Here is a 25,657-nt window from a genome sequence, read left to right on the forward strand (position 1 = left end):
CGGGTAGCTGAGCGCCCGCGGGGTACAGCACACCGGACAATGTGATCGTCAGCAGCGGGAACCCACTCAGGAAGGCACTCACTGACCATGGACGCCAAGGACATCCTGATCGAAGCGCACGGCCGTCTCCCCGAACTCGTCGACACCGCCGTTCGTGACCTCACGCCGGAGCAGCTCCGCTGGACGCCCAAGCCCGGCGCGAACCCGATCGGCTGGCTGGTCTGGCACCTCACCCGCGTCCAGGACGACCACGTCGCCGAACTGCTCGAAGCCGACCAGGTCTACCTCACCGGTGACTGGGCACCGCGATTCGGTCTCAAGGCGGATCCGTCGGACAGCGGCTACGGCCACTCGCCCCAGCAGGTCGCCGCCGTGACGCCGCAGAGCTGGCGGGTGCTGGCCGATTACTACGGTGCGGTGCACGCCCGTACGCGGGAATTTCTCCAGAATCTCTCCCCCGCCGACCTGGACCGGGTGATCGACGAGAAGTGGGACCCGCCGGTCACGCTGGGCGTCCGCCTCGTCAGCATCATCGACGACGACGCCCAGCATGCCGGTCAGGCGGCCTACGTCCGAGGTCTCCTATAAGAGGCCTTCCAACGAAGTTCCGGTGAAGGGCTTGTGGTGAATGGCCTCCGGTGTAAAGGGCCTCCGGTGAGAGAGCTTCCGGTGAGAGAGCCTCCGGTGAGAGAGGCCCTCTGCTACCCGCCGGAGCGGACTGACTCACGCTGAAGCAGGCTCGGCCAGCGGCAACCTGACCAGGAACTTCGTGTCACCCGGCTGAGACTCCACGGAGATGTCCCCGCCGTGCCCGTTCACCACGATCCGGTACGAGATGTCCAGCCCCAGGCCGGTCCCCTCGCCCACCGGTTTCGTGGTGAAGAAGGGCTCGAACACCCGCTTACGCACCTCCGGCGGCATCCCAGGACCGGTGTCCGCGACCGACACCACGACATGCTCGTCCTCGCGATACGTCCGGATGGTGAGCGTCCCCTGCCCGCCCATCGCATGCACCGCGTTGTCGATCAGGTTGGTCCACACCTGGTTCAGTTCCGCCGGGTGTGCCGGGATCTGCGGCAGCGTACGGTCGTACTCCTTGACCACCCGCACGCCCTCGCCGACCTTGTGGGAGAGCATGACCAGAGTGCTGTCGAGGCCACCGTGCACGTCGATCCACTGGTGTGCGGCCCGGTCCAGGTGCGAGTACTGCTTGGCGGCCGACACCAGTGAGGACACCCGACCAGTGGCGTCCTCGATGTCGGTCATCAGCTGTTCCGTCTCGAGCGCGTACCCGATCCAGTGGATTGCCTGGTCGAGCAACTCCCCCACAGTCGCTTGAGGCTCCCCCGCGTGAAGCCCTCCAGCCTGGGGTCCTGCCGCCTGAGACCCTCCAGCCTGAGACCCCGCAGCCTGGGACCCTGCCGCCCGAGACCCCGCAGTCTGGGACCCCGCCGCCTGGGAGCCCGCAGCTTGCGGGGCGAGTCGCTGCTCGATCTCGGAGAGGCACGCGGTGTCGATGCCGCCCTGAGCGAACACCGGCGCGACGTCCCACGCACCGGTGATTTTGCGCTCCTCCATCCAGTCGCCGAGTTCGTCCTCCAGGTCGGCGGTCTGCATCGCGGTCAGCACCGGCGCCTTGGCGGCCCGTTCGATGACTTCTTCCTGGAGTTCGAGCAACGCGGTAAGCCGCTCCGGGGCGACCTTGCCGGCGGCGAGCTTGCCGAGCTTCATCCGCATCGCGGCGACACGCTGCCGCAGCGCTCCGGTGGCCCGGGCTGCGGCCGCGGCCGGATTGTTGAGTTCGTGCATGAGGCCCGCCGACAGCGCGCCGAGCGCCGCCAGCCGCTGCCGTTCCCCGATCGCTGCCTGGGTGCTCCGCATCCCCAGCGTCAGGCCCTCCAGCAGGTGGATCGCCATCGGGAACCACTCGCGCATCATCCAGCCGAAGTCCTCGGCGGACAGCATGAAGAACTCGCTGTCGGAGAGCGCCCGCATCGACGCCATGTACTTACGCGGAACTCCATCGTCGCGCAGGTAGGCCTGGGTCGCTCCCATGTAGACGCCACGCTGCTCGGTCCGGGTCGTCTGAACCTCGTCCTGGCCGACCCGCCGGGTGAGTGCCACCGTCCCGCTGAGCAGCACGAAGAACGACTCGGCGGGGTCGCCCTCGCGCAGCACCAGACCACCGGCGGGCACGCGCATGGTGCAGCCGTGCTCGGCGAGCCAGGTCAGCTGGTCACCGGTCAGCTTCTCGAAGAGGAACAGGGTGCGCAGTTCTTCCGGGGTGAGCGCACCGGGCTCACACGGTTCGAGCCGGATCTCTTCTGTCTCCGTAGTCATGACTTACCGCGCTCCCATGCTGATTGCGCTCCTGCACCGACTGCCCCTGATCCGGCTGGCCCTGAACCGGCTGGCCCAGTACCGGCTGGCCCCGAACCGATTGGTCCTGCACCGGCTGGTCCAGTACCGGCTGCCGCGCTCCTGCCCATACGACGCGTCCCCACAGCTACCGGGCTCGCGCCCAACTCCGGAATCACTGGGCCTCCAGGTAACGGTGAACCAGCGCCACCGCCATCGCTCCCTCGCCGACCGCCGAAGCCACCCGCTTGATCGAGTTGGCCCGGACGTCACCGGCGGCGAAGATGCCGGGGACACTGCTCTCCAAGTAGAACGGATCCCGGTCCCGATCCCATCCCCGCGGACGATCCCCGTTCGCGACGAGGTCCGGCCCGGTGCGGATGAAGCCCTTCTGGTCGCGGGCCACGATGTCCCCGAGCCAGTCGGTACGCGGCTCCGCCCCGATGAACACGAAGAGGTAACCGCACTCCACGGTGGCCTTGGTACCGTCCTTGCTGTCACAGATGGTGATCGCCTGCAGGTGCCCTTCGCCGTGCGCGCCGATCACCTCACATCGGGTACGCACCTCGATGTTCTCGATCTGAGCGAGCTGCTGGATCAGGTAGTAGGACATCGAGCTCTCCAGCGAATCACCGCGCACCAGCAGGGTGACCTTCCGGGCGTACTTGGCGAAGAAAAGCGCTGCCTGCCCGGCAGAGTTCGCCCCGCCGACGATGTAGACGTCGGTCCCGGCACAGGCCGGCCCCTCGGTGGACGCCGAGCCGTAGAACACGCCCGAACCGGTCAGCCCGGCGACGCCCTCGGCCAGCAGCGGCCGGTAGGAGACGCCGGTGGCGAGCAGCACCGCGTGCGCGGAGATCTCCCGGCCGTCAGCGAGGGTCAGCGTCCGCGCGGAGCCGTCGGCCCGGAGCCCGACCACCTCACGGGTGTTGAGCGTCTCCGCCGCGAACTTGTCGGCCTGCCGCCGCGCGCGTTCGGTGAGCTGGGCGCCGGAGATCCCGTCGGGGAAGCCGAGATAGTTCTCGATCCTGGAACTCTGCCCGGCCTGCCCGCCGACCGCCTGCCGCTCCACCAGCAGCGTCTTGAGCCCTTCGGAGCCGCCGTAGACAGCGGCGCCCAGACCGGCAGGACCGCCACCCACGATGATCAAGTCGTAGAAGTCGCGTCCCGGCGTGGTGGAGAGCCCGGCGGCCTCGGCAACCTGCTGCACGGTCGGCCGGGACAGCGCCCGCCCATCAGCGGTGACCACGAGAGGGACCGATTCCGGCCCGACCTCTGCCGCCTCCAGCAGGCGGCGCCCCTCCGGCTCATCGGCGCCGAAATATTTGTACGGGACCAGGTTGCGCGCCAGAAAATCCCGGATCTGGTACGACGGCTCACTCCACCGGTGACCGACAACTCGGATATCCGGGAGTTCGGTGTCGCCGGTCGCCTGCCATGCGTCGAGCAGCGCATCGAGGACCGGGTACAGCTTCTCCTCCGGCGGATCCCACGGCTTGAGCAGGTAGTGGTCGACGTCGACCACGTTGATCGCCTGAATCGCGGCGTCCGTGTCCGCGTACGCGGTGAGCAGTGCCCGGCGCGCGTGCGGAAACAGATCCATGGCCTGCTCGAGGAACTCGATGCCGTTCATCTGGGGCATCCGGTAGTCGGCGAGCATCACAGCGACCCGTCCGCCACGCAGCTTCAGTTCCCGCAGCACGTCGAGGGCTTCGGACGCGGAGGAGGCCCGGATGACCCGGTACTGGTCGCCGTAACGGCGGCGCAGGTCGCGTGCGATGGCACGGGAGACCGAGGGATCGTCGTCGACGGTGAGGATCGCGGGCTGGCCCATGTTCAGTACCTCAGCTCTGGGTGAGTCCGGGAGTTTCTACGGTGTCGGCTCGGGTCGGTGGATCGGGTGTGCCGGCTCTAGGAGGCAGGCTCTAGGAGGCAGGCTCTAGGACCGGCTCTAGGAGACCGGTCCAGCAGCGTCGGTCTCCGCGCGGCTGGCATCGGCAAGGCTGGCATCCGCGGTGCCGGCCTTTACGATGTCGGTGAGCTCCGGGTGGCGTTCCAGGTAAGAGGCCACGAAGGGGCACGTGACGACGACCGGGGTCGACCGCGCCCGGGCATCCTTCAACGCGGCCGCAGCCAGACGCCCCGCCAGTCCCCGCCCGGAAAAGGCCTGGTCAACCTCGGTGTGCAACAGCTCGACCCGGTCGCCGTGACGCCGGTAGTGCAGCACCCCGGCGACCTCGCCACCGAGGAGCACCTCGTACCGCTGCAGTTCGAAGCTGTCCACGACGACCGCGTCACCCTGATCCGGCGCACCGACCTGAGCGCTGCCTTCGACTCGCAGCTTGCGGCGCGCCCGCTCGTAGAACGAGGTACGCCCGAATCGGATCACCTGTGCCGCTGCGGGCACCGGCCGGATCTCCAGGCGCGTCCCGGGCTCCGCATACCCCTCGATGATGCCGTCGACCTCGATCGCGAGCCGGCCGCTGGTCGGCAGCACGTCGAGAGCGAGGTGCTCGGAAGTGTCCAGGACGAGGGAACGGTTGAACGACGAGTGCGCAGCGGCGGCGCTGACGATCAGTGCCTCCACGTTCGGCGAGACGATCGGACCACCGGCCGAGAAGCTGTAGGCGGTCGAGCCGGTCGGCGTGGAGACGATCACCGCGTCCGCCGCGTAGTTGACGAATCCACGGCCCTCGACTCGGATCCCGACCGCGGCGAGTCCGTGCCCCGGCACCCGGACGAGAGCGACGTCGTTGAACGCGGACACCTCGCGACCGTCCGGCAGCGTGGTCCGCACCGCGGTCCGCGACTCCACCGTGTACCGATGTTCGTCAATCGATGACAGCGCGTCACCCAGGTCCGGAAGGTCCACCTCGGCGAGGAATCCGAGCCGTCCGACATTGACGCCGAGCACCGGAGTCTTGCGCCCTTCGACGAGTCGCATCGTCCGCAGCATGGTCCCGTCGCCGCCGAGACTGACCAGCAGGCCGGCCCGCTCCACCATCTCCTCCGCCGGCACCGGCACCGCGCTGCACGCGATCCGGGTGATCTCGTCCGGCAGCCCGAGCACGGTGACACCCCGCTCGGCCGCCCAGTTCACGATGGCGTCGACCGCCGAACCACAGTCACGGCGCGGATGCAGCACGAGACCCACGACTTTGACCATTCCCACGGCTGCTCCCCGCTCTCTTCCAACCCTATGCAGCCTCGCACGCCGTTCCCGCTTCGGCGACAGTCCCAACCGTGGCGGCGCACACGCTCCCAGCCCGCTTCGCCGTCTCTTGCGCCTTTTCGCCGCGATGCCCGTTTAGGGACAGCCGCGCTATGGGCTCATCGCACGCTCCGAGCCACGCATTCCACCCGTTCGGCCGGCGCCCGAGTTCACGAAAACCCACATTCAGTGCGCGCTCGACTTCGCTGCGCGCTTAGGCATCGGAAGTCCCTTGGGGTTCGGTACGCCCTTCGGGTTCGGTGCCCGCTTCAGGTTCAGTGCGCGCTTCAGTTCGGTGGGCGCTCGGGTCCAGTGCGCGCTTCGAGTTCGGTACGCGCTTCGAGTTCGGTACGCGCTTCGGGTTCAGTGCACGCTTCGGGTTCGGTGCGCGCGTTGGGTTCAATACTCGTCATGCGCAGCCCGACTCAGCGATCGCTCACGCTCGACGACATCGCCGCGCTGGTTCGCGCCGGCCTCGACACGACCGTCATCGACGGCGCCGAACTGGCCGGTGGCAGCTTCGCCACCGTATGGCGAGTCACCCTCCGCGACGGCCGACAGGCGGTGGTCAAGGTGGGACCTCCGCCGGCGGCTCGCCTTCTTGGGTACGAGCAAGGCCTGCTCCCCGCCGAAGCCGAGTACTTCAGGCTGGTCCGCAAGCACGCACCGACCGTACCGGTGCCGGAAGTCCTGGCCACCTCTCCAGCCGGCAGCGAGCCGCAATGGGTGATCACGACCCTGCTGCCCGGCCGCCCGCTCACCGAGGGTGACTCGCCCGAAGCCCGGCGGCAGCTCGGCGCAGCCGTCGCGAAGGTGCACGCCATCACCGGCACCCGCTTCGGCTACACCGGCGACCGGGCAGCCGGCACGGACTGGCCGACCGCCTTCGACGCGATGGTCGAGTCCCTGCGCGCGGACGCGGATCTCTGGAACGTGCCACTTCCGCCGCTCGACGGGGTGGTGAGCCGGCACCACGACGTGCTCTCCGCGGTGACCCGTCCCGCTCTGCTGCACTTCGACCTCTGGGACGGCAACGTGCTCGTCGCGCCGGAAGCCCCGCCGACGGGCCCCGCGGACCGCACGCCGCCCGGCTCACTCGCCGGCACAGTTCCCGCCGGCACAGTTCCCGTCGGCACAGTTCTCGGGGGCACAGCTCTCGAGGGCACAGTCCGCGCCGGCACAGCCCTCGGCGGCACAGCCCTCGCAGGCATAGTCGACGGCGAGCGCTACCTCTATGGCGACCCGTTACTGGACTTCGTGTCTCCGGCGCTGTTCCGGCGCATCGAAGATGAGCCTGACCATCCGTTCCTCGCCGGTTACGCCCGGACGGAACCCTGGGACACGAGTGCCCGCATCCGGCTGGCCCTCTATCGCATCCATCTTTACGTCCTGATGATCACCGAGGCGCCGAGCCGTGGCATCCCGCCGACCGGCGAGCGTCACGACTTCCTCACCACGCTGCTGACCGCCGAGTTGAAGCACCTCGCAACGCTCCGCTGACGCCAAGCGCGAGACGCACGGCTGCCGAAATCATGCCGGCAACCCTCAGTTTCGCCGAGGGTAAGGATTGGGCCGATGGTGGGGATCGGGTCGATGAGGAGGATTGGTTCGGTGGTAGGGATTGGTTCGAGGCGCTCGTTCGGGATCAACCCATGCCGGCGGTCGATACTCCGGATGGCCGTCCGGCCCCATCGTCACCTGCCAACCACTCTGGTTACCGGCACCATCTCCCTCTACGTCTCCCTGTAGATCTCCCTGAGGATCGCCATGGAGATCGCCGTGGATGGTGTGATGGTGATGCGCGCAGAGCAGCGCCAGATTGTCCAGCGAGGTGGGGCCGCCCTCGAACCACGGAACCACGTGGTGGGCTTCGCACCAGCGGGCGGGACGATCGCAGCCGGGGAACGTGCAGCCACGGTCGCGGGCAACCAGCGCGCGCCGCAACGGTCCGGTCACCAGGCGTCGGTTGCGACCCGCGTCGAGCACCTGACCTGCTCCGCCGAGAACCAGCGGCAGGACCATGGCGTCACACGCCAGCTTGCGCACCGTCGCCGGTGAGAGCGGCTCGCCGGTGTCGCAGTCCCCGCCGGCGAGCCGCTGCTTCAGCGCGTCGAATCCGACGGTCACGACCATCTGAGGACGGTCACCACCGTTGGCGGGGAGCTCACCGCCGGCGAGGACCAGCCGGCACACGTCGGTCAGGGCGTCGGCGCGGCGCTGCCCGGGAGTCCGCGCCGTGCCGCCCTCCGCGAGCTCGGCAGCGGCTCCGGCCGGTCGGCAGAGCGGATCGATCGCAGCGGTGACGACGGCCGCGGCTTCGGCATCGAGCATGCCGCGCACACGGACCCGGCCGTCACCGAGCGGGCTCAACGTGAGGAACCGCTGCTCGTACGCATCGCGCTCGGCCCTGCGCAGCGCGGCTTCGTCGGCCGCGTCCACCACCTCGGGCGCCACATGCTCCAGAATGCGCCGACCCGCGTAGCCCAGCTGGACCGGCTCCAGGTCGGGCGCCCACTCGATCAGGGTCGCCGTAGCCTCTGCACGGGTCGGCGCGTCCAGACCCGTCGGCAGCGTCTTGAGCACCCGGGCGATGACATCAAGCTGATCAGTGTTCACCCGGCCACCGGTGAGAGCCTCATTCAGCGCCGGGTCGGCATCGAGCAGCCGCGCCTGCCGCAGCAGGCCGGCGGCTGCGCCGGCGCTGATCCGCAGACGGTTCCGCAGCCAGGCGGCCGGCGTGGGCGCCTGCTGGGTGGCGGGAATCCCCCGCCCCTCGATCTCACGAACCGCATGCGCCTTGGCTGCTCGCAGCATCTGCTCGGCACTGTGAACCGCATCCAGGAAGGCCAGGAGATCATCCTCTGACAGCGGCCACATCGGCGTGGCGCCACACTCCGCCGCCGCGGTGGTCAACTGAGCCACGAACTCCTTCATGCCCACAATCTTCGAACACACGTACGACAATCCCGTACGCCCGAAGCCGCGTTAAGCCCTCTTCCACAGAACCTGAACCCTCGCCCAAATCACCCAAACCAAACGCCGTGCTGGCGCGGGGGTGTCCGAGGGGGTCAATCCGGTGGGATCACATCCCGCGAGATTGACCCGGCGAGATTGACCCGGCCAGATTGACCCGGCGATGTTGACCCGACCAGAGTGACCCGGCCAGAGTGACCCGGCCAGAGTGACCCGGCGAGATTGATCCGCCGAGAGCAACTTCGGCGAGGGCTCAGGAACAGCGGGTAGCGAGCGCCAGGAACCGATCCGGCACGTCCTCATAGCTCTGCAACGCCCACCCTGACCCGTCCAGCAGCGGACCGAGCCGCTCACTGCTCATCGGCTCGCCCGGGCGCAGCGTCCGCCCGTGCCGGGCCGCCAGTTGCGCGCGGCCAGTCGGGTGGAAGATCGCCAGCGTGCCACCGGGCCGAGTGACCCGGGCGAGTTCGGCGAGGCCCGCCGCCGGGTCCGGAAGATGGTGGACCAGACCGGCAGCGAAGAGCACGTCGGCCGCCGCGTCAGCGACGGGGAGACGGCGAGCATCGCCCAGTAGCAGGGTGGCGCACTCGTCGCGCCCGGCTTTGCGGGCGGCGTCCAGCATGTCGGGAGTGAAGTCGAGACCGACCACACGCCCGGTCGGGCCGGCGGCTGCAGCGAGCGCCGGCAACGCGCGGCCGGTGCCGCAGCCGATGTCGAGAACGACATGACCGGGCTGAACTCCGGCCAGCCGGACGGCTTCCGCATACCGCGGCATGTCATCGCCGAACTTGCTGTCCCAATCGGCGGCCTTCGCGGCGAAGAAGGCGCGGCCCTCGGAGAGGTACCACCGGTCGGGCTCAGCGAGGTCCGGATCGATCTGCCGGATGACCGGCCACTCCGGGTCGCGGTTGTCGATCACGACTTGGGCGCGCCGCTCACCGTCGCCCTCGGCGAACCGGTGGCGGGGCCCGCCCCGGAGGAAGACGAGGACACGGTCGGTCGCCGGTTCCAGCACGTTGAGCGCCGAGTCCGAAGCTCCCCCGCCGGGACCGGTCAGGCCCAGCACGGCGTCGATGCTCCAGGCGCGCGATGCGGACGGGAACGCCGCGGCAAGACGGGAGGCGAACACGGCCGCCGCGCCGGGATCACCCCCGTCGACGATCACGGTGAGCGGGGCGCGCGGTGCCAGCACCTCGGCGAGCAGGGCGGTAACTTCAGCGATGCGGTCTGGCACGCCCCCAGCATGCGGGGTACGAGTGACGTGCGCAACGCCCTAACGGGGAGCGCTTTATGCCGTTTCGTCACCCGCACGGGATGCCGCCCACAGAGCGACAGCCTTGAGCGGCCGCCCAGCAAAGAGTCAGCCGGCAAGAGAATCAGCCCGCTAGAAGATTCAGCCTCACAGCAGGATCAGCCCCCCAGCAGGATCGCCCCACAGCAGGATCGCCCACAGAAGATTCAGCCACGAGTGGCACCGAAAGCAGCACCCGACCGTCAGACCCCCTGCAGACAGGAGGCGCCAGGGTGAAATCGACCAGACTGCTCCCTTTCCTAGCCACTTTCGTCCTATCCACTTTCGTCCTATCCACTTTTGTCCTAGCTACTCTCGTCCTCGGCGGCTGCGCAACAGCACCAACTGGAGACGGACCAAACAGCCGCAACGCTGACGAAAGCACCAGCACTACGAGCAGCAACCCCGCAACCAGCCTCGCTCCCGAGGCACTCGGCCAGATCAGAGTGCTCGCCTCCACCTCCCTGACTGAAGCGTTCGACACGATCCGTGAGGATTTTCAGGCCCGGAATCCGCAGGTAGAGGTGCTCATGACGTACGCCGGAAGTGGAAGCCTGACCCGGCAGGCAGCCGGCGGCGAGCCGGGGGACGTGCTCGTCACGGATGATGCTCGGACCCTGAGCGACGTGGCCGTTCATGGCAAGCCGGAGACGTTCGCCGGCGGCCGCCTGAGCGTCGCCGTGCTGGAGAAGTCCGCGGATCCGACGAACGCGGCGCTCTTCGTCGACTACTTACATGAGGGAGCGGCCCAGCGGATCCTCACGGACACCGGAGTGCTCAGGCCCTGATCATGAAATCGGCTACTTCTGATCATGCCGATCGGACCACGACCGGCCGGTCGCCAGGTTCACCGCCCCGCCGTCGAGCACGGCCCGATGCACCGCCCGGGCCATCGGCGCACCCCACAGCGACCGCGGACCGCCGTAAGCCGCAACCGGCCCGTCCAGCGGGCACAGCACGACGACCGCATCGGTGGCCGTCCCGGTCGCTGCAAGACCCAGCTCGGCGATCGCCTGCGCTTTCGCCTCCGTAGCGGTGGCCACCGCATTGATCAGCGCGCCGTCCGCGAGCCGCTGCGGCACCCAAACCACGATGTTGACGGTTCCCGGAGCAGGGTGGGTCCCCGGAGCAGGGTGGGTCCCCGGACCCGGAGCAGGGTGCTCGAACCCCTCGGCGGACGGATCAGCGGCCGCGATCGGAGCGCCCAGCCCCACCGTTGCCCAGACCTGAACCCCACCGTCCCCTCTAAGAACACCGTCCTCTCTAAGAACGCCGTCCCGTCCAAGAACGCCGTCCCGCCGAAGGACACCGGCACGGGCGGACACGACATCCGCGACGTCCACCCCGGTCATCAGCCCGATCCCGGGCCCGTCCAGACCGGCCTCGACGGCGATCTCACGAAGGTGCGCGTCCGGATCCGGCCGGGAGTACGACATCGGCACGCTCGCGTTGACCAGCCACTCCCGCGGCCCCACCCCGCCGCCGTGAACAGCAGTCGACACCGCGAGCAGCGGCTCCGGAAATCGCCACACCAGCAGCGGCACATCCCGCCCGTCCTCCCGGCGAAGGGAGAGGGACGGCTCCGGCAACATGATCGAACTCAACTACTCAGCGCCCCAGCCCTCAATTACGCCCCAGCCCTCATTCACGCCCCAGCCCTCAACTACTCAGCAACCCAATCACCAGCAAGGATGGCCCAGATCTCGGTGTCCCGGCGGGTGCCTTTCCATGGGTACGCGGAACGCAGCGTCCCCTCAAGTTCCATCCCGAGCCGCCGCGCGACATTGGAACTGGCCCCGTTCCGCGGATCGCAGTGCCACTCCACCCGCTGCATCCCCCGCGTCCGGAACGCCCAGTCGATCAGCACCCGGACCGCCTTGGTGACCAGCCCGTGACCGGTGCCGGCCGGCTCCAGCCAGCAGCCGATCTCACAGTTCCCGGACACCGCGTCGAAGGCCACGAACATGGTGCCCCCGACCAGTGTCCCCTGATGCCAGATCCCGAAGAGACGCCCGGTGTCGGCGGCCTGCTTGTCGGCATAGCGCTGCAGCGTCGCGGTCGCGGTCGCCAGATCGGTGCTGATGCTGGCCCACGGGATCCACGGGTCCACGAGGTCCCGGGCCCGGTCCATGTGCGCGAGGAACTCTTCGGCCTGCCAGGGTTCGAGCGGCCGCAGCTGAGCACCGTCGCCGAGATCAATAGAGAACACCCGGGCAGACTAAAGAACAGGGCACCGGCACCCGAGCACCGGCACCCCGAGCACCGGGACCCCCGAGCACTGGTAACCGAGTGCAACCCGGGTCGCGGGTAGGGTCGCAAGGCCGTACTAGGAGGCCATGGTTCCGGGAATACTGGGGTCATGAGCAACGCGGAAGAGGTCAAGAAAGCTCTGGTGCAGGCTGCTGACGCCGCCCGGTTCGCTCCCTCGATCCACAACACGCAGCCGTGGCGCTGGGTGGTGCGTGACGGCCGGCTGGAGCTGTTCGGTGTCGCCGAGCGGCAGCTCACCGAGCAGGACCCGGAGGGCAGGATGCTGCTGCTCAGCTGCGGCACGGCCCTGCACCACGCCCAGGTCGCGCTCGACGCCGAGGGCTGGCGTTACGAGGTGACCCGCCCGGAAAGCCCGGCAGACCAGGCAAGCCCCGCAGACCAGGCAAGCCCGGCAGACCACGCAAGCCCGGCAGACCACGCAAGCCCGGCAGACCAGGCAAGCCCGGCAGAACAGGAAAGCCCGGGACGCCGGGTGGACGAACCCCTCGCGGTGATCCAGCCGACCGATCGGGAGGCGATCCGCCCCGAGGCCACCCGGCACTTCCAGATGTTGCAGGTCCGGCGCACCGACCGCCGCACGGTCACCGACGACGCGATCCCGGAGAGCACGCTGTCCTTCCTCGTGAAGGCAGCCGAGGAGGCCGGCGCCCGCCTGCACGTCCTCGACCGGGACCAGGTTCTCGAACTCGCGGTGGCAGTGGAGCACGCGCAGAAGGCTCAGGACACCGACGAACGGCTGCGCGCCGAGATGGCGACCTGGGTCGGCGGCGAGCGCTCGGACGACACCGGCATCCCGGCTTCCGCACTTCCCGAGGAGTTGCCTCTGACCACCGTCGCCGAGCGCGACTTCCAGGCCCCTGGGACGCTTCCGGCCGGCGAGGGGCACGACCGCGGAGCAACATACGCGGTTCTTTACGGTACGGGTGACGACGGCGTCGACTGGCTACGCGGCGGCGAGGCGCTGAGCCGGTTGTGGCTGACCGCCGCCGAGCAGGCGGTGAGCCTCCTGCCGCTCAGCGGTCCCGTGGAGATCCCGTCCACCCGGTTCGCCCTGCGGCGGATGCTCGGTGACGTGGGTTACCCGTTCCTCGCGCTCCGGCTCGGCAGCCTTGACCCGGCGCACTCGGCGCCGCCCCGCACGCCCCGCCTGCCCGCCGGCCAGGTGATCGAGATCGTCGACTGACGATCGTCGGCTGATGATCGTCGGCTGATGATCGTCGGCTGAGCGTCCAGCCGGAGAGCCCGGACAGTCACCGCCTCGTACGCAAAGGGCGAACCGGCCGGCCACGGGGCGTCGTGGCCGGCCGGTCCAGGGTGGAGAAAGGCTGAAGAGCCCACGGAAGAAACGTCAGTGCGGATGTCATGTCAGTGCGGATGTCATGTCAGTGCGGACGTCATGTCAGTGCGGACGTCATGTCAGTGCGGATGTCAGTGCGGATCCCCCTCCGGCCCGTACGCCGCGAGGAACCGATCCCGGAACGTGTCCATCCGCCAGACCGGAGCATCCGGGGCCGGCTTCAGCCCGTCACTCCAGCCCCATGAGGCGATCCGATCAAAAACCTTCGGGTCCTTGGCGACGATCGTGATCGGCACGTCGCGGGTGGCGTTCTGACCGACCACGACCGGCGCCGGCTGGTGGTCGCCGAGGAACACCATCACCATGTCGTCGTCGGCGTACCGGGTGAGGTATCCGAGCAGGCTGTCCAGCGAGTACGCAACCGAGCGGGCGTATTCGCTCCTGACCCGGTCGCTCTGCTTCCACAGGTTCTGCGGTGACTCGGCGCCCGTGACCATCGGGCCGTACACGCTGCCGTCGCCGACCGCGTCCCAGTCGACCATGCTGGGCACCGGCGCCCACGGGGTGTGGCTGGAGGTCAGCGTGATCTCCGCGAGCAGCCGGCCCGGGTTGCGGTCGCGCTTCGCGTACTCCAATTTCTGGAACGCCGACATCACGTACTGATCAGGCATCGTGGACCAGCTGAAGGCGGGCCCGTTGTAGCCCAGCGTGTGCGAGTCGTAGATGTGGTCGTACCCGTAGAACTGCCCTTCCGGCCACGCGAACGTGATGCCCGGCTCGACACCGACCGTGCGGTGCCCCGACTTCCCGAACGCCCTGGTCAGGGTGAGCCGGTCGGAGGAGACGAGGCTGCGGTAGCGCTGTTCGTTGTCGATCCAGAGCCCGGACAGGAACGTGGCGTGCGCCAGCCAGCTGCCGCCGCCCGCCGTGGACGAGGTGAGGTACCCGCTGCGTGCCGCGAAGCCGGCCTCGGCTAGCCGGGCGCTGTTCGCCGTGAGGCTGTCCAGCACCGCGCCGTTGAACTGCGGGTTCTCCAGCGCGTCCCGCCCGTAGCTCTCCACGAACGAGATGATCACGTCCTTGTCCCGCAGCCCGGTGAGCAACTGGTCGGCGGGCCGGCCACGGTATGCGTCGACCGCGACCTCCTCGGCGAACCGTTTCCGGTCACGCAGGTCGTTCGGCAGCGCCAGCGCGGTGTGCGCGGCGAGTTCGGCGGCGGTGTGCGACGCGACCGGAATGCCGCCGATCAGCTGGGTGCCGAGCGCCGCGAGGGCGATCCAGGCGGCGGCCACCGCACTGAGTCCGCGCACCGCCCAGGTACGCCGCTGCCCGGGACGGTTGGTGCCGAGGACCCCGTTCAGCCGCAGGACGGCCCACGTCATCCCGGCGACCAGGACGACGGCGACAACGACGGCGCCGGCGGCCGCGCCGATAGCGGCGGGCTTGCCGACCGAATCGGTCAGGAAGTTGAAGCCGTCGTCGACCAGGATCCAGTCCAGGGCCGGGTCGAAGCGGCGGGCGAGAACGGCGAAGAACCCGATGTCGATCAGTTTCACGACGGTGAGCAGGCCGAGCAGCGCGCCGAGCGTGGCGGCGAGGGGTCGCCGGACCCGGCCGAGACGCCCCCGATCCGGAAGCAGGAGCAGGATCGCTCCGGCGATCAGCGCCTCGACCGGGACGCGCAGGAGAGCAGTGAAGACCGAGTTTCCGGGCGGCAGCCGGAAGATCTGATCGGGCACGATCAGTGCCAGGAAAACCAGGACTGCTGCGAAACCGGTGGTCAGGTGCCTGACAACCCGCCGGTACGGCTTTTCGTTGCTCACGTTCTGTAGATACGCCCCTTCACCCGATCCGGTTCGACGCCACGCTTACAGCAAAAGACCACGTCTACAGCAAAAGGCCACGTCTACAGCAAAAGGCCACGTCTACAGCAAAAAGACCACGTCTACAGCAAAGGGCACGCCTACAGCAAAAACCACGCCCGTGACAAAAGTCAGTGGATGAGTGAGTGCTCGCTCATTACAGTGACCGACATGCAGAGCACGCCCGGCACGGAAGCCACCACGGGCCCGGAGAGCACCGGCACCGAAAGCACCCGCACTGAGATCACCAGTACTGAGATCACCCGTACTGAGAGCACCGAGAACCGGCGCCGGCGCGTCCCCGCCATGGCGCCCGAGGAGCGCCGGGCAGCTCTCATCGCGGCGACCATCCCTCTGCTGCATGAACACGGCCTGGACGTCAGCACCCGTCAGATCGCCCACGCCGCCGGCGTCGCCGAGGGCACGATCTTCGGCGTCTTCGAGAGCAAGAGCCAGCTCGTGGTCTGCTCAGTGATCAAGGCGCTGGACCCGCAGTACACGCTTGACGCACTCGCCGCCATCGATCCTGCCACGGACCTGCGCGACAGGGTCGCCCGCACCGCCGAACTGATCCACGCCAGGTTCACCGAGCACGCCCACCTGATGAGCGCCGCCCGCAAACTCATCCTGAGCCCGCCCGAGCCCGGCACCGGCAAACCGGCCGGGCACGATCAGGACGCTCACCAGCGGATGATGTCGTCCCGGCAGAAACTCCACGCCGCGGTCGCCGAGATCTTCGTGCCGGACGCCGCCCGCCTCCGCGTCTCCCCCGATCGGGCCGCCCGGATACTCCTGCTCCACTGCGGCGCCGACGCCTTCGGCCCGTTCGGCGAGCCGGGCACGTTCCACGGCGAGGACCTGGCCGCACTACTGCTCGACGGCATCCTGACCAGCGATGACACCCGCACCATCCTGACCGGCGACAGCCCTGCCAGCAGTGACACCCACACCCACACCGACACCCACACCCACAACACCGAAACGGACCGGGGGGATCAGACACCGTGCTGATCAAACTACTTCGCGTCCACCTGCGTCCGTACCGAACTGCGATCGCCCTCGTGGTGCTCTTCCAGTTCCTGCAGACGCTGGCGACGCTCTACCTGCCCGCGCTCAACGCCGACATCATCGACAACGGCGTGGTCAAGGGCGACACCGGCTACGTGATGCGCATCGGCGGCAGCATGCTCGGCATCACCGTGCTGCAGATCTCCGCCCAGGCGGTCGCCGTCTACTTCGGCGCCCGCACCGCGATGGCCGTCGGCCGCGACCTGCGCGCCACGATCTTCGACCGGGTCCAGACGTTCTCCGCCCGTGAGGTCGGGCAGTTCGGCGCGCCCTCGCTGATCACCCGGACCACCAACGACGTGCAGCAGATCCAGATGCTGGTGCTGCTCACGTTCACGCTGATGGTGTCGGCGCCGATCATGTGCGTCGGCGGCATCGTGCTGGCGCTGCGGGAGGACGTCCCGCTCTCCTCGCTGCTGCTGGTGATCGTGCCCATTCTGATCACCGTGGTCGGCCTGATCATCGCGCGGATGCGCCCGCTGTTCCGGCTCATGCAGGTCCGTCTCGACCGGGTCAACCAGGTGATGCGCGAGCAGATCACCGGTATCCGGGTGATCCGGGCGTTCGTCCGGGACGACCACGAGCGGGAACGGTACGGCGTCGCGAACGCCGATCTGACCGACGTCTCGCTCCGGGTCGGCCGGATCATGGCGCTGATGTTCCCGACGGTCATGCTGATCGTGAACATCTCCAGCGTCGCGGTGGTCTGGTTCGGCGGCCACCGGATCGATTCCGGCGGCATGCAGGTCGGCGAGCTCACCGCGTTCATCAGCTATCTCATGCAGATCCTCATGTCGATCATGATGGCCACCTTCATGTTCATGATGATCCCGCGCGCCGAAGTGTGCGCCGAGCGCATCAAGGAGGTCGTGGACACCGATTCCAGCGTGACGCCGCCCACGGGGGGTCCGTCGGGCACCGGGATCACCACGCTTCCGCGGCACGGCGAACTCGAGCTCCGGGACGTCGACTTCCGCTATCCGGGGGCTGAGGCCGCGGTGCTTTCGGGGGTACGTCTGATAGCACGTCCCGGTGAGGTGACAGCGATCATCGGCAGCACCGGTAGCGGCAAGACCACCCTGCTCAACCTCGTGCCGCGGCTCTTCGACGCGACGAGCGGTTCGGTCCTGGTCGATGGTGTGGACGTCCGCGAGCTGGACCCGGACCTGCTGGCCCGCACGGTCGGCCTGGTCCCGCAGCGGCCGTACCTGTTCACCGGCACGATCGCGTCCAACCTGCGCTACGGCAATCCGGACGCCACCGACGAGGAGCTCTGGGAGGCCCTGGAGATCGCGCAGGCGAAGGACTTCGTCGAGGCGATGGAGGGCCGGCTGGACGCGCCGATCGCCCAGGGCGGCACGAACGTGTCCGGCGGCCAGCGGCAGCGGCTCGCGATCGCCCGCACGCTGGTGCACCGGCCGGAGATCTACCTCTTCGACGACTCGTTCTCGGCGCTGGACTACGCCACCGACGCCGCGCTGCGTGCCGCACTAACCGAACACCTGACCGCTGGAACGAACCTCACCGCTGGAACGAACCTCACCGCTGAAACGAACCAGACCGGTGAGACGAATCTGACCGGTGAGACTAACCAGTCGAGCGGCGGCCGGCAGGCCACCGTCGTGATCGTGGCGCAGCGGGTCAGCACGATTCGCGACGCCGACCGGATCATCGTGCTGGACGACGGCAAGGTGGTCGGCACGGGGACGCACGACGAACTCATGGAGAGCAACCCCACGTACCGGGAAATCGTCCTTTCGCAGCTCACCGAGAAGGAGGCGGTCACCCGATGACATCTCCAGAGAACCGCCCGCAACCGCGGCCCATGGGTGGTGGACCGCCGGCCGCCCGGATGATGATGGCGGGTGGACCGCCGGAGAAGCTCCAGGACTTCAAGGGCTCCACGAAACGCCTCCTCGGACTGCTGAAGCCGCAGCGCGCCCTGGTCGGCGCGGTGCTGGCCTTCGGTATCGCCAGCGTGACCCTCTCGGTGCTCGGTCCGTACCTGCTCGGCCACGCCACCGACGTGATCTTCAATGGTGTGATCGGCCGGATGTTCCCGGCCGGGGTCACCAAGGAGGAGGCGGTCGCCGGGTTGCGTGCCCGTGGCGACAACGGCATCGCCGACGTCCTCGTCGGATCGGACGCGGTGCCCGGCCAGGGCATCGACTTCACCCGGCTGTCGCATGTGCTGGCCTGGGTCGCGCTCGTCTACGTGTTCGCCTGGGTGTTCGGCGTCCTGCAGGGACGGCTCACCGCCCGGGTCGTGCAGACCGCCGTCTTCGACCTGCGCAACCAGGTGGAGGCGAAGCTGGCCCGGCTGCCGCTCTCCTACTTCGACCAGCAGCCGCGCGGCGAGGTGCTGAGCCGCGCCACCAACGACACCGACAACATCGCGCAGACCCTTCAGCAGACGTTCGCACAGCTGGTCACGGCTCTGCTGATGATCGTCGGCGTACTCGGGGTGATGTTCTGGATCTCCCCGCTCCTGGCGCTGATCGCGCTGGTCACCGTGCCCGTGTCGATCTGGCTCACCACGATGATCGGCAAGCGGTCCCAGCCGCAGTTCGTCGCCCAGTGGAAGACCACCGGCCGGCTCAACGGCCACATCGAGGAGATGTTCACCGGGCACACGCTGGTCAAGGTCTTCGGACGGCAGAAGGAGGCCGCGGAGACCTTCCGCGAGCACAACGACCATCTGTACGCGTCGAGCTTCCGTGCCCAGTTCATCTCCGGCCTGATCCAGCCCACGATGATGTTCATCTCGAACGTCAACTATGTGCTGGTCGCGGTCGTCGGTGGCCTGCGGGTCGCGTCCGGCACCCTGTCGCTCGGCGAGGTTCAGGCGTTCATCCAGTACTCCCGGCAGTTCAGCCAGCCGCTCACCCAGGTGGCCAGCATGGCGAACCTGGTGCAGTCCGGCGTGGCCTCGGCCGAGCGGGTGTTCGCCCTGCTCGACGCGCCGGAGCAGAGTCCCGACCCCGAGCCCGTGGACATGCCCGCGACGGGGAAGGTCCGGGGCCGGATCACCTTCGAGAACGTCTCGTTCCGCTACCTGCCGGACAAGCCGCTCATCGAGAACCTCTCGCTCTCGGTCGAGCCCGGCCAGACCGTCGCGATCGTCGGCCCGACCGGCGCCGGCAAGACGACCCTGGTCAACCTGCTGATGCGCTTCTACGAGGTGACCGGCGGGCGGATCACGCTGGACGGTGTGGACATCGCAACGATGCCCCGTGAGCAGCTGCGCGAGCAGATCGGCATGGTCCTCCAGGACACCTGGCTCTTCGGCGGAACCATCGCCGAGAACCTGGCGTACGGAGCTGATTTCAAGCTCAGCCCCGATTTTAAGACCAGCCCCGATTTCAAGACGGGTCCAGAGTTTAAGAGCAGCCCAGATCTTGTGGTCGGGGCGGACAGCCCGGAAACCGCGGCCATCGTGCGGGCTGCCGAGGCCGCCCACGTCGACGGCTTCGTGCGCATGCTCCCCGACGGCTACGACACGAAGATCGACGAGGAGGGCTCGAACGTCAGCGCCGGCCAGAAGCAGCTCATCACCATCGCCCGCGCGTTCCTGGCCGAGCCGAGCATCCTGATCCTCGATGAGGCCACCAGCTCGGTGGACACGCGTACCGAGGTGCTGATCCAGCGGGCCATGAACACGCTGCGGACCGGACGGACCAGCTTCGTCATCGCGCACCGGCTCTCCACGATCCGCGACGCCGACGTGATCCTGGTGATGGAGAACGGCAGCATCGTCGAGCAGGGCACCCACGAGGAGCTGATCGAGGCGGACGGGGCGTACGCCCGGCTCTACTCGGCCCAGTTCGCCCAGGCCGCAGTGGAAGTGGACTGAGTGGAAGTGGACTGAGTGGAAGTGGACTGAGTGGAAACCGACTGAGCGGAAGCGGACGGAGCGGAACAAGAGAGCGGGGGTGGCCGGTCGGCCACCCCCGCTTTCTGTAGTCCGAAGATGAGGACTTACTTCACCGTGACCTTCTTGGCGGTGCTGTAGTTGCCCAGCAGACCCATCCCGGTGTCACCGGCGACGAATCCCCGCATCGTCAGCGCCTTGCCGCTGTCCAGCTTGACCGTGCGCGTGTAGACCCCGTTGCTGCCGGTCTTGCCCTTGTAGACGGTCTTCCAGGCGCCACTGACGTAGCTCTGGACCATGATGTCCTGCCCGGCGGCCTTCGGGTTACCGGTGACCGTGACCGTGAAGGAACCCTTGCTCGGCGAGGTCAGCGTGAAGACCGGGTTCTGCTTGACGCGGACCGCGATCTCCTTCGACTTCAGGTCGCCCACCCTGGTGTGGAAGATGTATCCCTGGCCGATCCAGTGCGTGAGCGAGTACTGGCCGGACGCGTTGGCCGTGGTGGCCTTGAGCCGCTTGGGCTCCTCGTCCGAGCCGAACGGCACACCCCACAGCTCGACCCGGGCGTTCGCCGCGGCCTTACCGGTGATCGTCGCGGTACCGCCGCCGTTCAGCGAGGCGCTCGGCGTGGAGACGGTCGGCGCACCGGGCTCCGGCTCGCCGGGCTCGCCGGGCTCACCGGGCTGACCGGGCTCGCCACCATCGCTGGCCGCGATGGTGATCCAGCCGTCCTTCACCGAACCGGTGCCGCTGAAGCCGGTGCCGGAGACGCGGATCGTCTCGCTCGACTCCTTCAGCTCGTCCTCGGTGATCTGCACGTCGCCGATCGGGATCGTGGCGCCGGCCGGCGTACCCGCCGGAATCTTCACGACGAACGACTGCGGCGCGAAGTCAGTGGCCGAGGCCGCCTGGTGACCCCCGTTCGCAGCGCCCGCCAGGCTGACGTTGAGCAGTGTCTCGCCCTGCGCCACACCCGCCGTGGTGCCGGTCAGGGCGATGGTCTTGCCTTCCTCGCCCGTCGCGTTGTCGACCACGAGTTCCGGCGGCATGTCGTCGTTCTTGATGGTGAGGATGCCGGTCTCGGTGACTCCGGTCGCGTCGGTCTCGGCGTCGTCGAGCCCCACTGTCCAGCGGGCCGTCTCGTCGGCCTCGAAGACCCTGTCACCGTTGATGATGCCCAGCACGTAACCGGTGGTGTCTCCGGCCGCGATGGTGCCGGCGCCCATGACCGGGCCGAGCACCGTGTAGTCGTTCGAGCCGGCGCCCGCGCCGCCTTCGACCGCGGTGCCGGGGTCGGTGGCCGGTTCGACGACCCAGTCGATGTCCTCGGCGCTCGGGTTCGACAGCCGAACCTCGAGGAGCGCCGCGGAAGGGCCGTCGCCCTCCGGGATGGTCATGGCCTTGTTCGTCAACCGGAACGTCGGCTTGTCGTCGTCGTCCTTGATCGTGATCGTGTTCTCGCCGAGTGCCTTGCCCGCCTGCAAGCGGCTGATGTGCGCGTCGGTCAAGGTGATCGCGAAGGTTTCGCCGTCGCCCTCGTCGATGTCGTCGCCGATGACGTCGACGGTGAAGGTTTTCTCCGTCTCACCGGGCGCGAACGTCAGGATCGTGCGGGCGCCGGGTGCGACGGCGGTGAAGTCCTCGTCCGCCGTGGCCGTGCCAGAGATGCCCGAGCTGACCTCGTACTGGACTTTCTGCTCCTGGCCGGAGGCCTTGGTCAGGCGCGCCGTGAAGGTCCGGGACCGCGGCGTGCCGACCCCGCCCTCCATTACATCACCCGGCACGAGCTCCACCTGCGGCCCCGGCGTGGTGCCGGCGTCGGTGATCGTGCCGTTGCGGGTGTTCGGGCTGACGATCGTGGCGTTCGTGGCATTCGAGACCGTGACCGCCAGGTCCTCGTCGGCCTCGTCGATGCTGTCGGTGAGGGTGCTGACGCTGATCGGCGCCTTCGGCGTGGCGGAGTCCGCGTCGAACGCCACCGTGCCGTTGGTGACAGCTGTGAAGTCAGTGCCCGCGGCCGCCACGCCGTGCCCGGTCGCCGGCTTCGCCGTTCCGGTGGACCAGCTTGCCGAGACCGCTCGCTCCGACTTCGGGTCGAGGGTCACCGGGAAGACCAGCGGGTTACCCTCCGAGGCCGCGCCGACCGGCGCGTCCAGCGTGATCTTCGAGGTGGCCTCGTCGTCCAGGATGTTGATCCGAGTCGACTGGGTCCCGCTGACATTGGTGCCCGCCAAGCCCCTCACCCAGAAGCTCTGCTGGTCGTCCTCGTCGAGGTCGTCATCGATCAGGTCGATCGTGATCTCGCCGTAGGTGGCACCCTCCGTGATGGTGAGGTCGGCGTCGAACTCGTCGTAGTCCTGCCCTGCCTTGGCGGTGTCGTCCTCGGTCTTGATCGGGATGGTGACATCGCCGACGGTCGCGGTCGGGATGGTCGCCCGGACCTTGACGCTGGCGACGTCCTCCCGGACCGTCGCGGCCGGGGTCGCGATGAGCGTGTAGGTCGGGCTGTCGTCGTCGATGATCGTGCCGACAGCGTTGGCGGGGCTGATGGCGGCGGCTGTCGGGGTCGTGTTGTCCGATGCCGCGACCACGGCCACGATGGAGGCCTTGAACGTCTTGTCGGCCTCGTCAACGGTGTTCTGCTTCGTCGCCACGGTGATGGTTTTGACCTGCGGTGATGTGCTGTCCCATACCGGGAAGCTGACCGCGGCGTTGACGACAGCGGTGAAGTCGGTGCCGGGAGTGGCCTGGTTCGCCTGAGGGGTGTCGTCAGCGATCGTCGACCAGGTCAGTTTCTCCGCCGGCAACGCCGGGTCGTTGGCGGTGGCCTTGCCCGCTCGGGTGATGCGCAGGCTGACCGTGCCACCTTCGGTGCCGGATCCAGCCGCGATCGAGTAGTCACCGGCCGCTGCCAGGGCCGGCGTCGCGATGAACACACCCGGCACGAGGCCGATGGCACCCGCGACGGCAACGGACAGGGCGGTCCGCATGGATTTCTTACCACGCAGCGCGAACGGAATCGAGCCGCTCTTGGCCGCATGGGCTTGTGGATAGCGCATGTGTTTCTTTCTCCTTCGGCGGCTGGGCTACCTCCGTTCGGGGAGGCCCCTAGCTTTGCGTCCCCGCCTCGCGACGGGTTTGCCTGTTCGGGTACCGCGCCTGCCGGCCGTCGAAGGGGCCGCTCAGGCACCGGGGAACCGGTTCGAGCAGCGCAATGCTGGACCATCGACAAGCCCGAATCGACAACCCTGAATCGACAGGACTGAATCGACAGGACCGAATCGTGCTCCAGCAAGAGGTCGCGCCTTCCGTAATCTAACCGGCCTATCGTCCCCTTACCGGCAGAACGGGTTTTTAAGTCGAATCGCCCTCAACTAGCACAGCAGTCCCCCGCGGGACAGGAGAACAGCAAGACAGAAGGAGAGAAACAGAAAGAGAGACAGCAGAACGAGAGCCAGCGGAAAGAGAGCCAGCGGAAAGAGAGCCAGCGGAAAGGACTAGAGCAGACCGTGGCGCATCGCGGTGGTCACCGCCGCCGTCCGGTCCGCCACCCCCAGCTTGTTGAAGATCCGCAGCAGGTGCGTCTTCACGGTCGCCTCCGAGATGAACAGCCGCTTGCCGATCTCCGCGTTGGTGAGCCCGGCCGCCACCTGCTTCAGCACCTCGGTCTCCCGGGCGGAAAGAGCGGGAGGAGCAGGGGTACGGACCTGACGCACCAGTGTCGACGCGACGCTCGGCGCGAGCACCGTCTCCCCCCGCGCCGCCGCCCGGACCGCGTCGGCCAACTCGGCAGGCGTCGCATCCTTGAGCAGGTATCCGGACGCGCCGGCCTCGATGGCCCGCAGGATGTCCCGGTCCGACTCATAAGTGGTCAGCACCATGACCCGCACGGGCGAGCCGCCCCCGGACTCAGCGGCACCAAACCCAGCCGGACCGGCCCCAGCCGCACGGGGTTGACCAGCCAGGATCTGCGCGGTCGCCTCCACCCCGTCGCCGTCCGGCATCCGCAGGTCCATCAGCACGATGTCGGGGCGCTCGGCCAGCGCCAGAGCCACCCCTTCACTGCCCGACGACGCCTCCCCGATCACGGTGAGGTCCGGTTCAGCGTCGAGCATGCCGCGCAGCCCCATCCGCACCACCGGGTGATCGTCGACGAGCAGGATCCGAATCACGCGGGAATCTCCAGTTCGATAATCGTGCCGCTCACGGCAGCAGCATCACCCATGGCAGCCCCACCCACGGCAGACCCACCCACGGCAGCCCCACCCACGGCAGCAGCAGCACCCGGGCCACCACTACGCACCGCCACCTGACCACCCACCTGAGCGGCCCGCGCCCGGATGTTGGAGAGCCCGAAGCCACCCCCACCCGCGGACCGGACGCCGGCCGGGTCGAAGCCCCGCCCGTCGTCCCGGACGACGAGCCGCACACTCGACGCCGCATAGGCGAGCACCACACCGACCTCGGTGGCCCCGGCGTGCCGCCGCACGTTCGTCAGCGCCTCCTGTGCCGCGCGCAGCAGCACCACTTCCACCCGCGTCGGTAGGTCACGGGGCTCACCCGTCACCCGGACCGTGGACGGCACACCCGCCTCTTCGCTGAATCGGGCAGCTTGACGGCGTACCGCCTCGGGAAGTGAAGCGGAAGCCAGCGCGGCGGGTGAGAGAGCCGCGATGAGTGCCCGCGACTCGGCCAGGTTTTCCCGTGCGGTACGCACGGCGAGCGCCAGACGTTCGTCGGCGAGCTGCGGGTCGGCGGCCTGGACCAGCGTGATGATGCTGGTGAAGCCCTGTGCGAGGGTGTCGTGGATCTCGCCGGCCAGCCGGTTGCGCTCGGCCGCCGCCCCGGCCTCGTGGGAGAGCCGCGCCAGTTCCGCCCGGCTGGCCTCCAACGCGGCCCGGCTCGCCTCCAGCTCGACGATGAGGGCGGCCCGCTCGTCGCTCTGCGCCAGCGCCCGCATGATCCAGAGACCCATGCAGATGCCGGCGCCGGTGGAGATCGCCGCGATCACCAGGTCCAGCCCGACGCTGCCCTCCGGGTCGTTGAGCAGGTCGGCCACCGGCGGGACCAGGTTCGTCACCACGATCAGGACGATGGCGAGCCGTACCGTGACCATCTGGAAGATCAGTGGGATGACCGCGAACATCAGCCAGGTGGAGAGCGGCACCGCGAAGATGGCGATCGCGAAGAGCGTGAGCTGGACGAGCAGGACGACCCGGCTGGTGTTGTCCGGATAGTCCCGCAGGATCAGCGGCCGGCCGATCACCACGTGCAGCACGATCATCGCGGTCAGGGCGGCCAGTGCCACGCCCCGCTCCAGCGACGAGAAACCGTCCACGATGACGACTGCGGCCAGCACAGCAGCCGCGATCACCGCGAAGTAGAGATCCCAGATCCAGGTGGCGGGAACCGTACTTCCCGCACCCGTACTTCCCGCACCCGTACTTCCCAAGCC

The 25,657-nt window shown here is 68.4% G+C and carries 18 protein-coding genes and 1 riboswitch; of the genes, 7 read left to right on the forward strand and 11 right to left on the reverse strand.

All coding sequences use genetic code 11. The annotated features are described in order from the left end of the window. The first annotated feature begins 87 nt into the window (after nt 1–87). A complete protein-coding gene (locus AMIS_RS32510; RefSeq protein WP_014446706.1) occupies nt 88–588 on the forward strand; it encodes a mycothiol transferase in 501 nt (166 codons plus the stop codon). 135 nt (nt 589–723) lie between these two features. Here AMIS_RS32510 and AMIS_RS32515 read toward each other — a convergent pair whose 3' ends face one another. The 3 genes from AMIS_RS32515 to AMIS_RS32525 form a co-directional block, all read right to left on the reverse strand. Further along, the gene (locus tag AMIS_RS32515) at nt 724–2,340 is read right to left on the reverse strand and encodes an ATP-binding protein (RefSeq protein ID WP_014446707.1); all 1,617 of its coding nucleotides are present in this window, start codon (nt 2,338–2,340) and stop codon (nt 724–726) included. Between the two features lie 193 nt (nt 2,341–2,533). Then, entirely contained in the window at nt 2,534–4,192 is a 1,659-nt protein-coding gene (locus tag AMIS_RS32520; RefSeq protein ID WP_014446708.1) for an FAD-dependent oxidoreductase, read from the reverse strand. A gap of 117 nt (nt 4,193–4,309) precedes the next feature. Beyond that, complete coding sequence (locus AMIS_RS32525; protein ID WP_014446709.1) at nt 4,310–5,524, reverse strand: NAD(+)/NADH kinase; 1,215 nt, start codon at nt 5,522–5,524, stop codon at nt 4,310–4,312. 456 nt (nt 5,525–5,980) lie between these two features. Here AMIS_RS32525 and AMIS_RS44385 point away from each other — a divergent pair, with 456 nt between their 5' ends. Next, a complete protein-coding gene (locus tag AMIS_RS44385) occupies nt 5,981–7,069 on the forward strand; it encodes an aminoglycoside phosphotransferase family protein (RefSeq protein ID WP_014446710.1) in 1,089 nt (362 codons plus the stop codon). A 45-nt stretch (nt 7,070–7,114) separates the two neighbouring features. Here the strand turns inward: AMIS_RS44385 and AMIS_RS32535 are convergent, their stop codons facing one another. Continuing rightward, nucleotides 7,115–8,503: an HNH endonuclease signature motif containing protein gene (locus AMIS_RS32535; protein ID WP_041830202.1), complete on the reverse strand. Its 1,389-nt coding sequence runs from the start codon at nt 8,501–8,503 to the stop codon at nt 7,115–7,117. 292 nt (nt 8,504–8,795) lie between these two features. Further along, on the reverse strand, nt 8,796–9,776 hold the full coding sequence (locus tag AMIS_RS32540) for a class I SAM-dependent methyltransferase (protein WP_014446712.1): 981 nt from the start codon (nt 9,774–9,776) through the stop codon (nt 8,796–8,798). 503 nt (nt 9,777–10,279) lie between these two features. Here AMIS_RS32540 and AMIS_RS43500 point away from each other — a divergent pair. Then, the gene (locus tag AMIS_RS43500; protein ID WP_014446713.1) at nt 10,280–10,621 is read left to right on the forward strand and encodes a molybdate ABC transporter substrate-binding protein; all 342 of its coding nucleotides are present in this window, start codon (nt 10,280–10,282) and stop codon (nt 10,619–10,621) included. A gap of 12 nt (nt 10,622–10,633) precedes the next feature. Here the strand turns inward: AMIS_RS43500 and AMIS_RS32550 are convergent, their stop codons facing one another. Continuing rightward, the gene (locus tag AMIS_RS32550; protein ID WP_014446714.1) at nt 10,634–11,425 is read right to left on the reverse strand and encodes an adenosylcobinamide amidohydrolase; all 792 of its coding nucleotides are present in this window, start codon (nt 11,423–11,425) and stop codon (nt 10,634–10,636) included. A 71-nt stretch (nt 11,426–11,496) separates the two neighbouring features. Beyond that, on the reverse strand, nt 11,497–12,042 hold the full coding sequence (locus AMIS_RS32555; protein ID WP_014446715.1) for a GNAT family N-acetyltransferase: 546 nt from the start codon (nt 12,040–12,042) through the stop codon (nt 11,497–11,499). A gap of 150 nt (nt 12,043–12,192) precedes the next feature. Here AMIS_RS32555 and AMIS_RS44390 point away from each other — a divergent pair, with 150 nt between their 5' ends. After that, nucleotides 12,193–13,287: an Acg family FMN-binding oxidoreductase gene (locus AMIS_RS44390; protein ID WP_014446716.1), complete on the forward strand. Its 1,095-nt coding sequence runs from the start codon at nt 12,193–12,195 to the stop codon at nt 13,285–13,287. A 245-nt stretch (nt 13,288–13,532) separates the two neighbouring features. Here AMIS_RS44390 and AMIS_RS32565 read toward each other — a convergent pair whose 3' ends face one another. Continuing rightward, on the reverse strand, nt 13,533–15,224 hold the full coding sequence (locus AMIS_RS32565) for an alkaline phosphatase family protein (protein ID WP_014446717.1): 1,692 nt from the start codon (nt 15,222–15,224) through the stop codon (nt 13,533–13,535). Nucleotides 15,225–15,434: 210 nt separating this feature from the next. On the opposite strand from AMIS_RS32565, the gene AMIS_RS32570 reads away from it, so the two are divergent. From AMIS_RS32570 to AMIS_RS32580, 3 genes are read left to right on the forward strand one after another with little or no spacing between them, the layout of a single operon-like run. After that, complete coding sequence (locus tag AMIS_RS32570) at nt 15,435–16,274, forward strand: TetR/AcrR family transcriptional regulator (protein ID WP_231859143.1); 840 nt, start codon at nt 15,435–15,437, stop codon at nt 16,272–16,274. After that, nucleotides 16,268–18,124, forward strand: a complete 1,857-nt coding sequence (locus AMIS_RS32575; RefSeq protein WP_014446719.1) for an ABC transporter ATP-binding protein — start codon at nt 16,268–16,270, stop codon at nt 18,122–18,124. The genes AMIS_RS32570 and AMIS_RS32575 overlap by 7 nt, the downstream gene beginning before the upstream one ends. Then, on the forward strand, nt 18,121–20,184 hold the full coding sequence (locus AMIS_RS32580) for an ABC transporter ATP-binding protein (protein WP_014446720.1): 2,064 nt from the start codon (nt 18,121–18,123) through the stop codon (nt 20,182–20,184). Before AMIS_RS32575 ends, AMIS_RS32580 begins: the two co-directional genes overlap by 4 nt. Nucleotides 20,185–20,309: 125 nt before the next feature. Here the strand turns inward: AMIS_RS32580 and AMIS_RS32585 are convergent, their stop codons facing one another. The 3 genes from AMIS_RS32585 to AMIS_RS32595 form a co-directional block, all read right to left on the reverse strand. Beyond that, entirely contained in the window at nt 20,310–23,261 is a 2,952-nt protein-coding gene (locus tag AMIS_RS32585) for a Calx-beta domain-containing protein (protein ID WP_083888746.1), read from the reverse strand. A 14-nt stretch (nt 23,262–23,275) separates the two neighbouring features. Then, nucleotides 23,276–23,355: riboswitch (cyclic di-GMP riboswitch) on the reverse strand. A 344-nt stretch (nt 23,356–23,699) separates the two neighbouring features. Beyond that, nucleotides 23,700–24,374 carry a response regulator gene (locus AMIS_RS32590; RefSeq protein ID WP_014446722.1) on the reverse strand — a complete coding sequence of 225 codons (675 nt, stop codon included), beginning with the start codon at nt 24,372–24,374 and terminating at the stop codon, nt 23,700–23,702. Beyond that, a complete protein-coding gene (locus AMIS_RS32595; protein WP_231859144.1) occupies nt 24,371–25,654 on the reverse strand; it encodes a sensor histidine kinase in 1,284 nt (427 codons plus the stop codon). The genes AMIS_RS32590 and AMIS_RS32595 overlap by 4 nt, the downstream gene beginning before the upstream one ends. Between the last annotated feature and the right edge of the window lie 3 nt (nt 25,655–25,657).

This window comes from Actinoplanes missouriensis 431 (genome assembly GCF_000284295.1).
Taxonomy (GTDB): domain Bacteria; phylum Actinomycetota; class Actinomycetes; order Mycobacteriales; family Micromonosporaceae; genus Actinoplanes; species Actinoplanes missouriensis.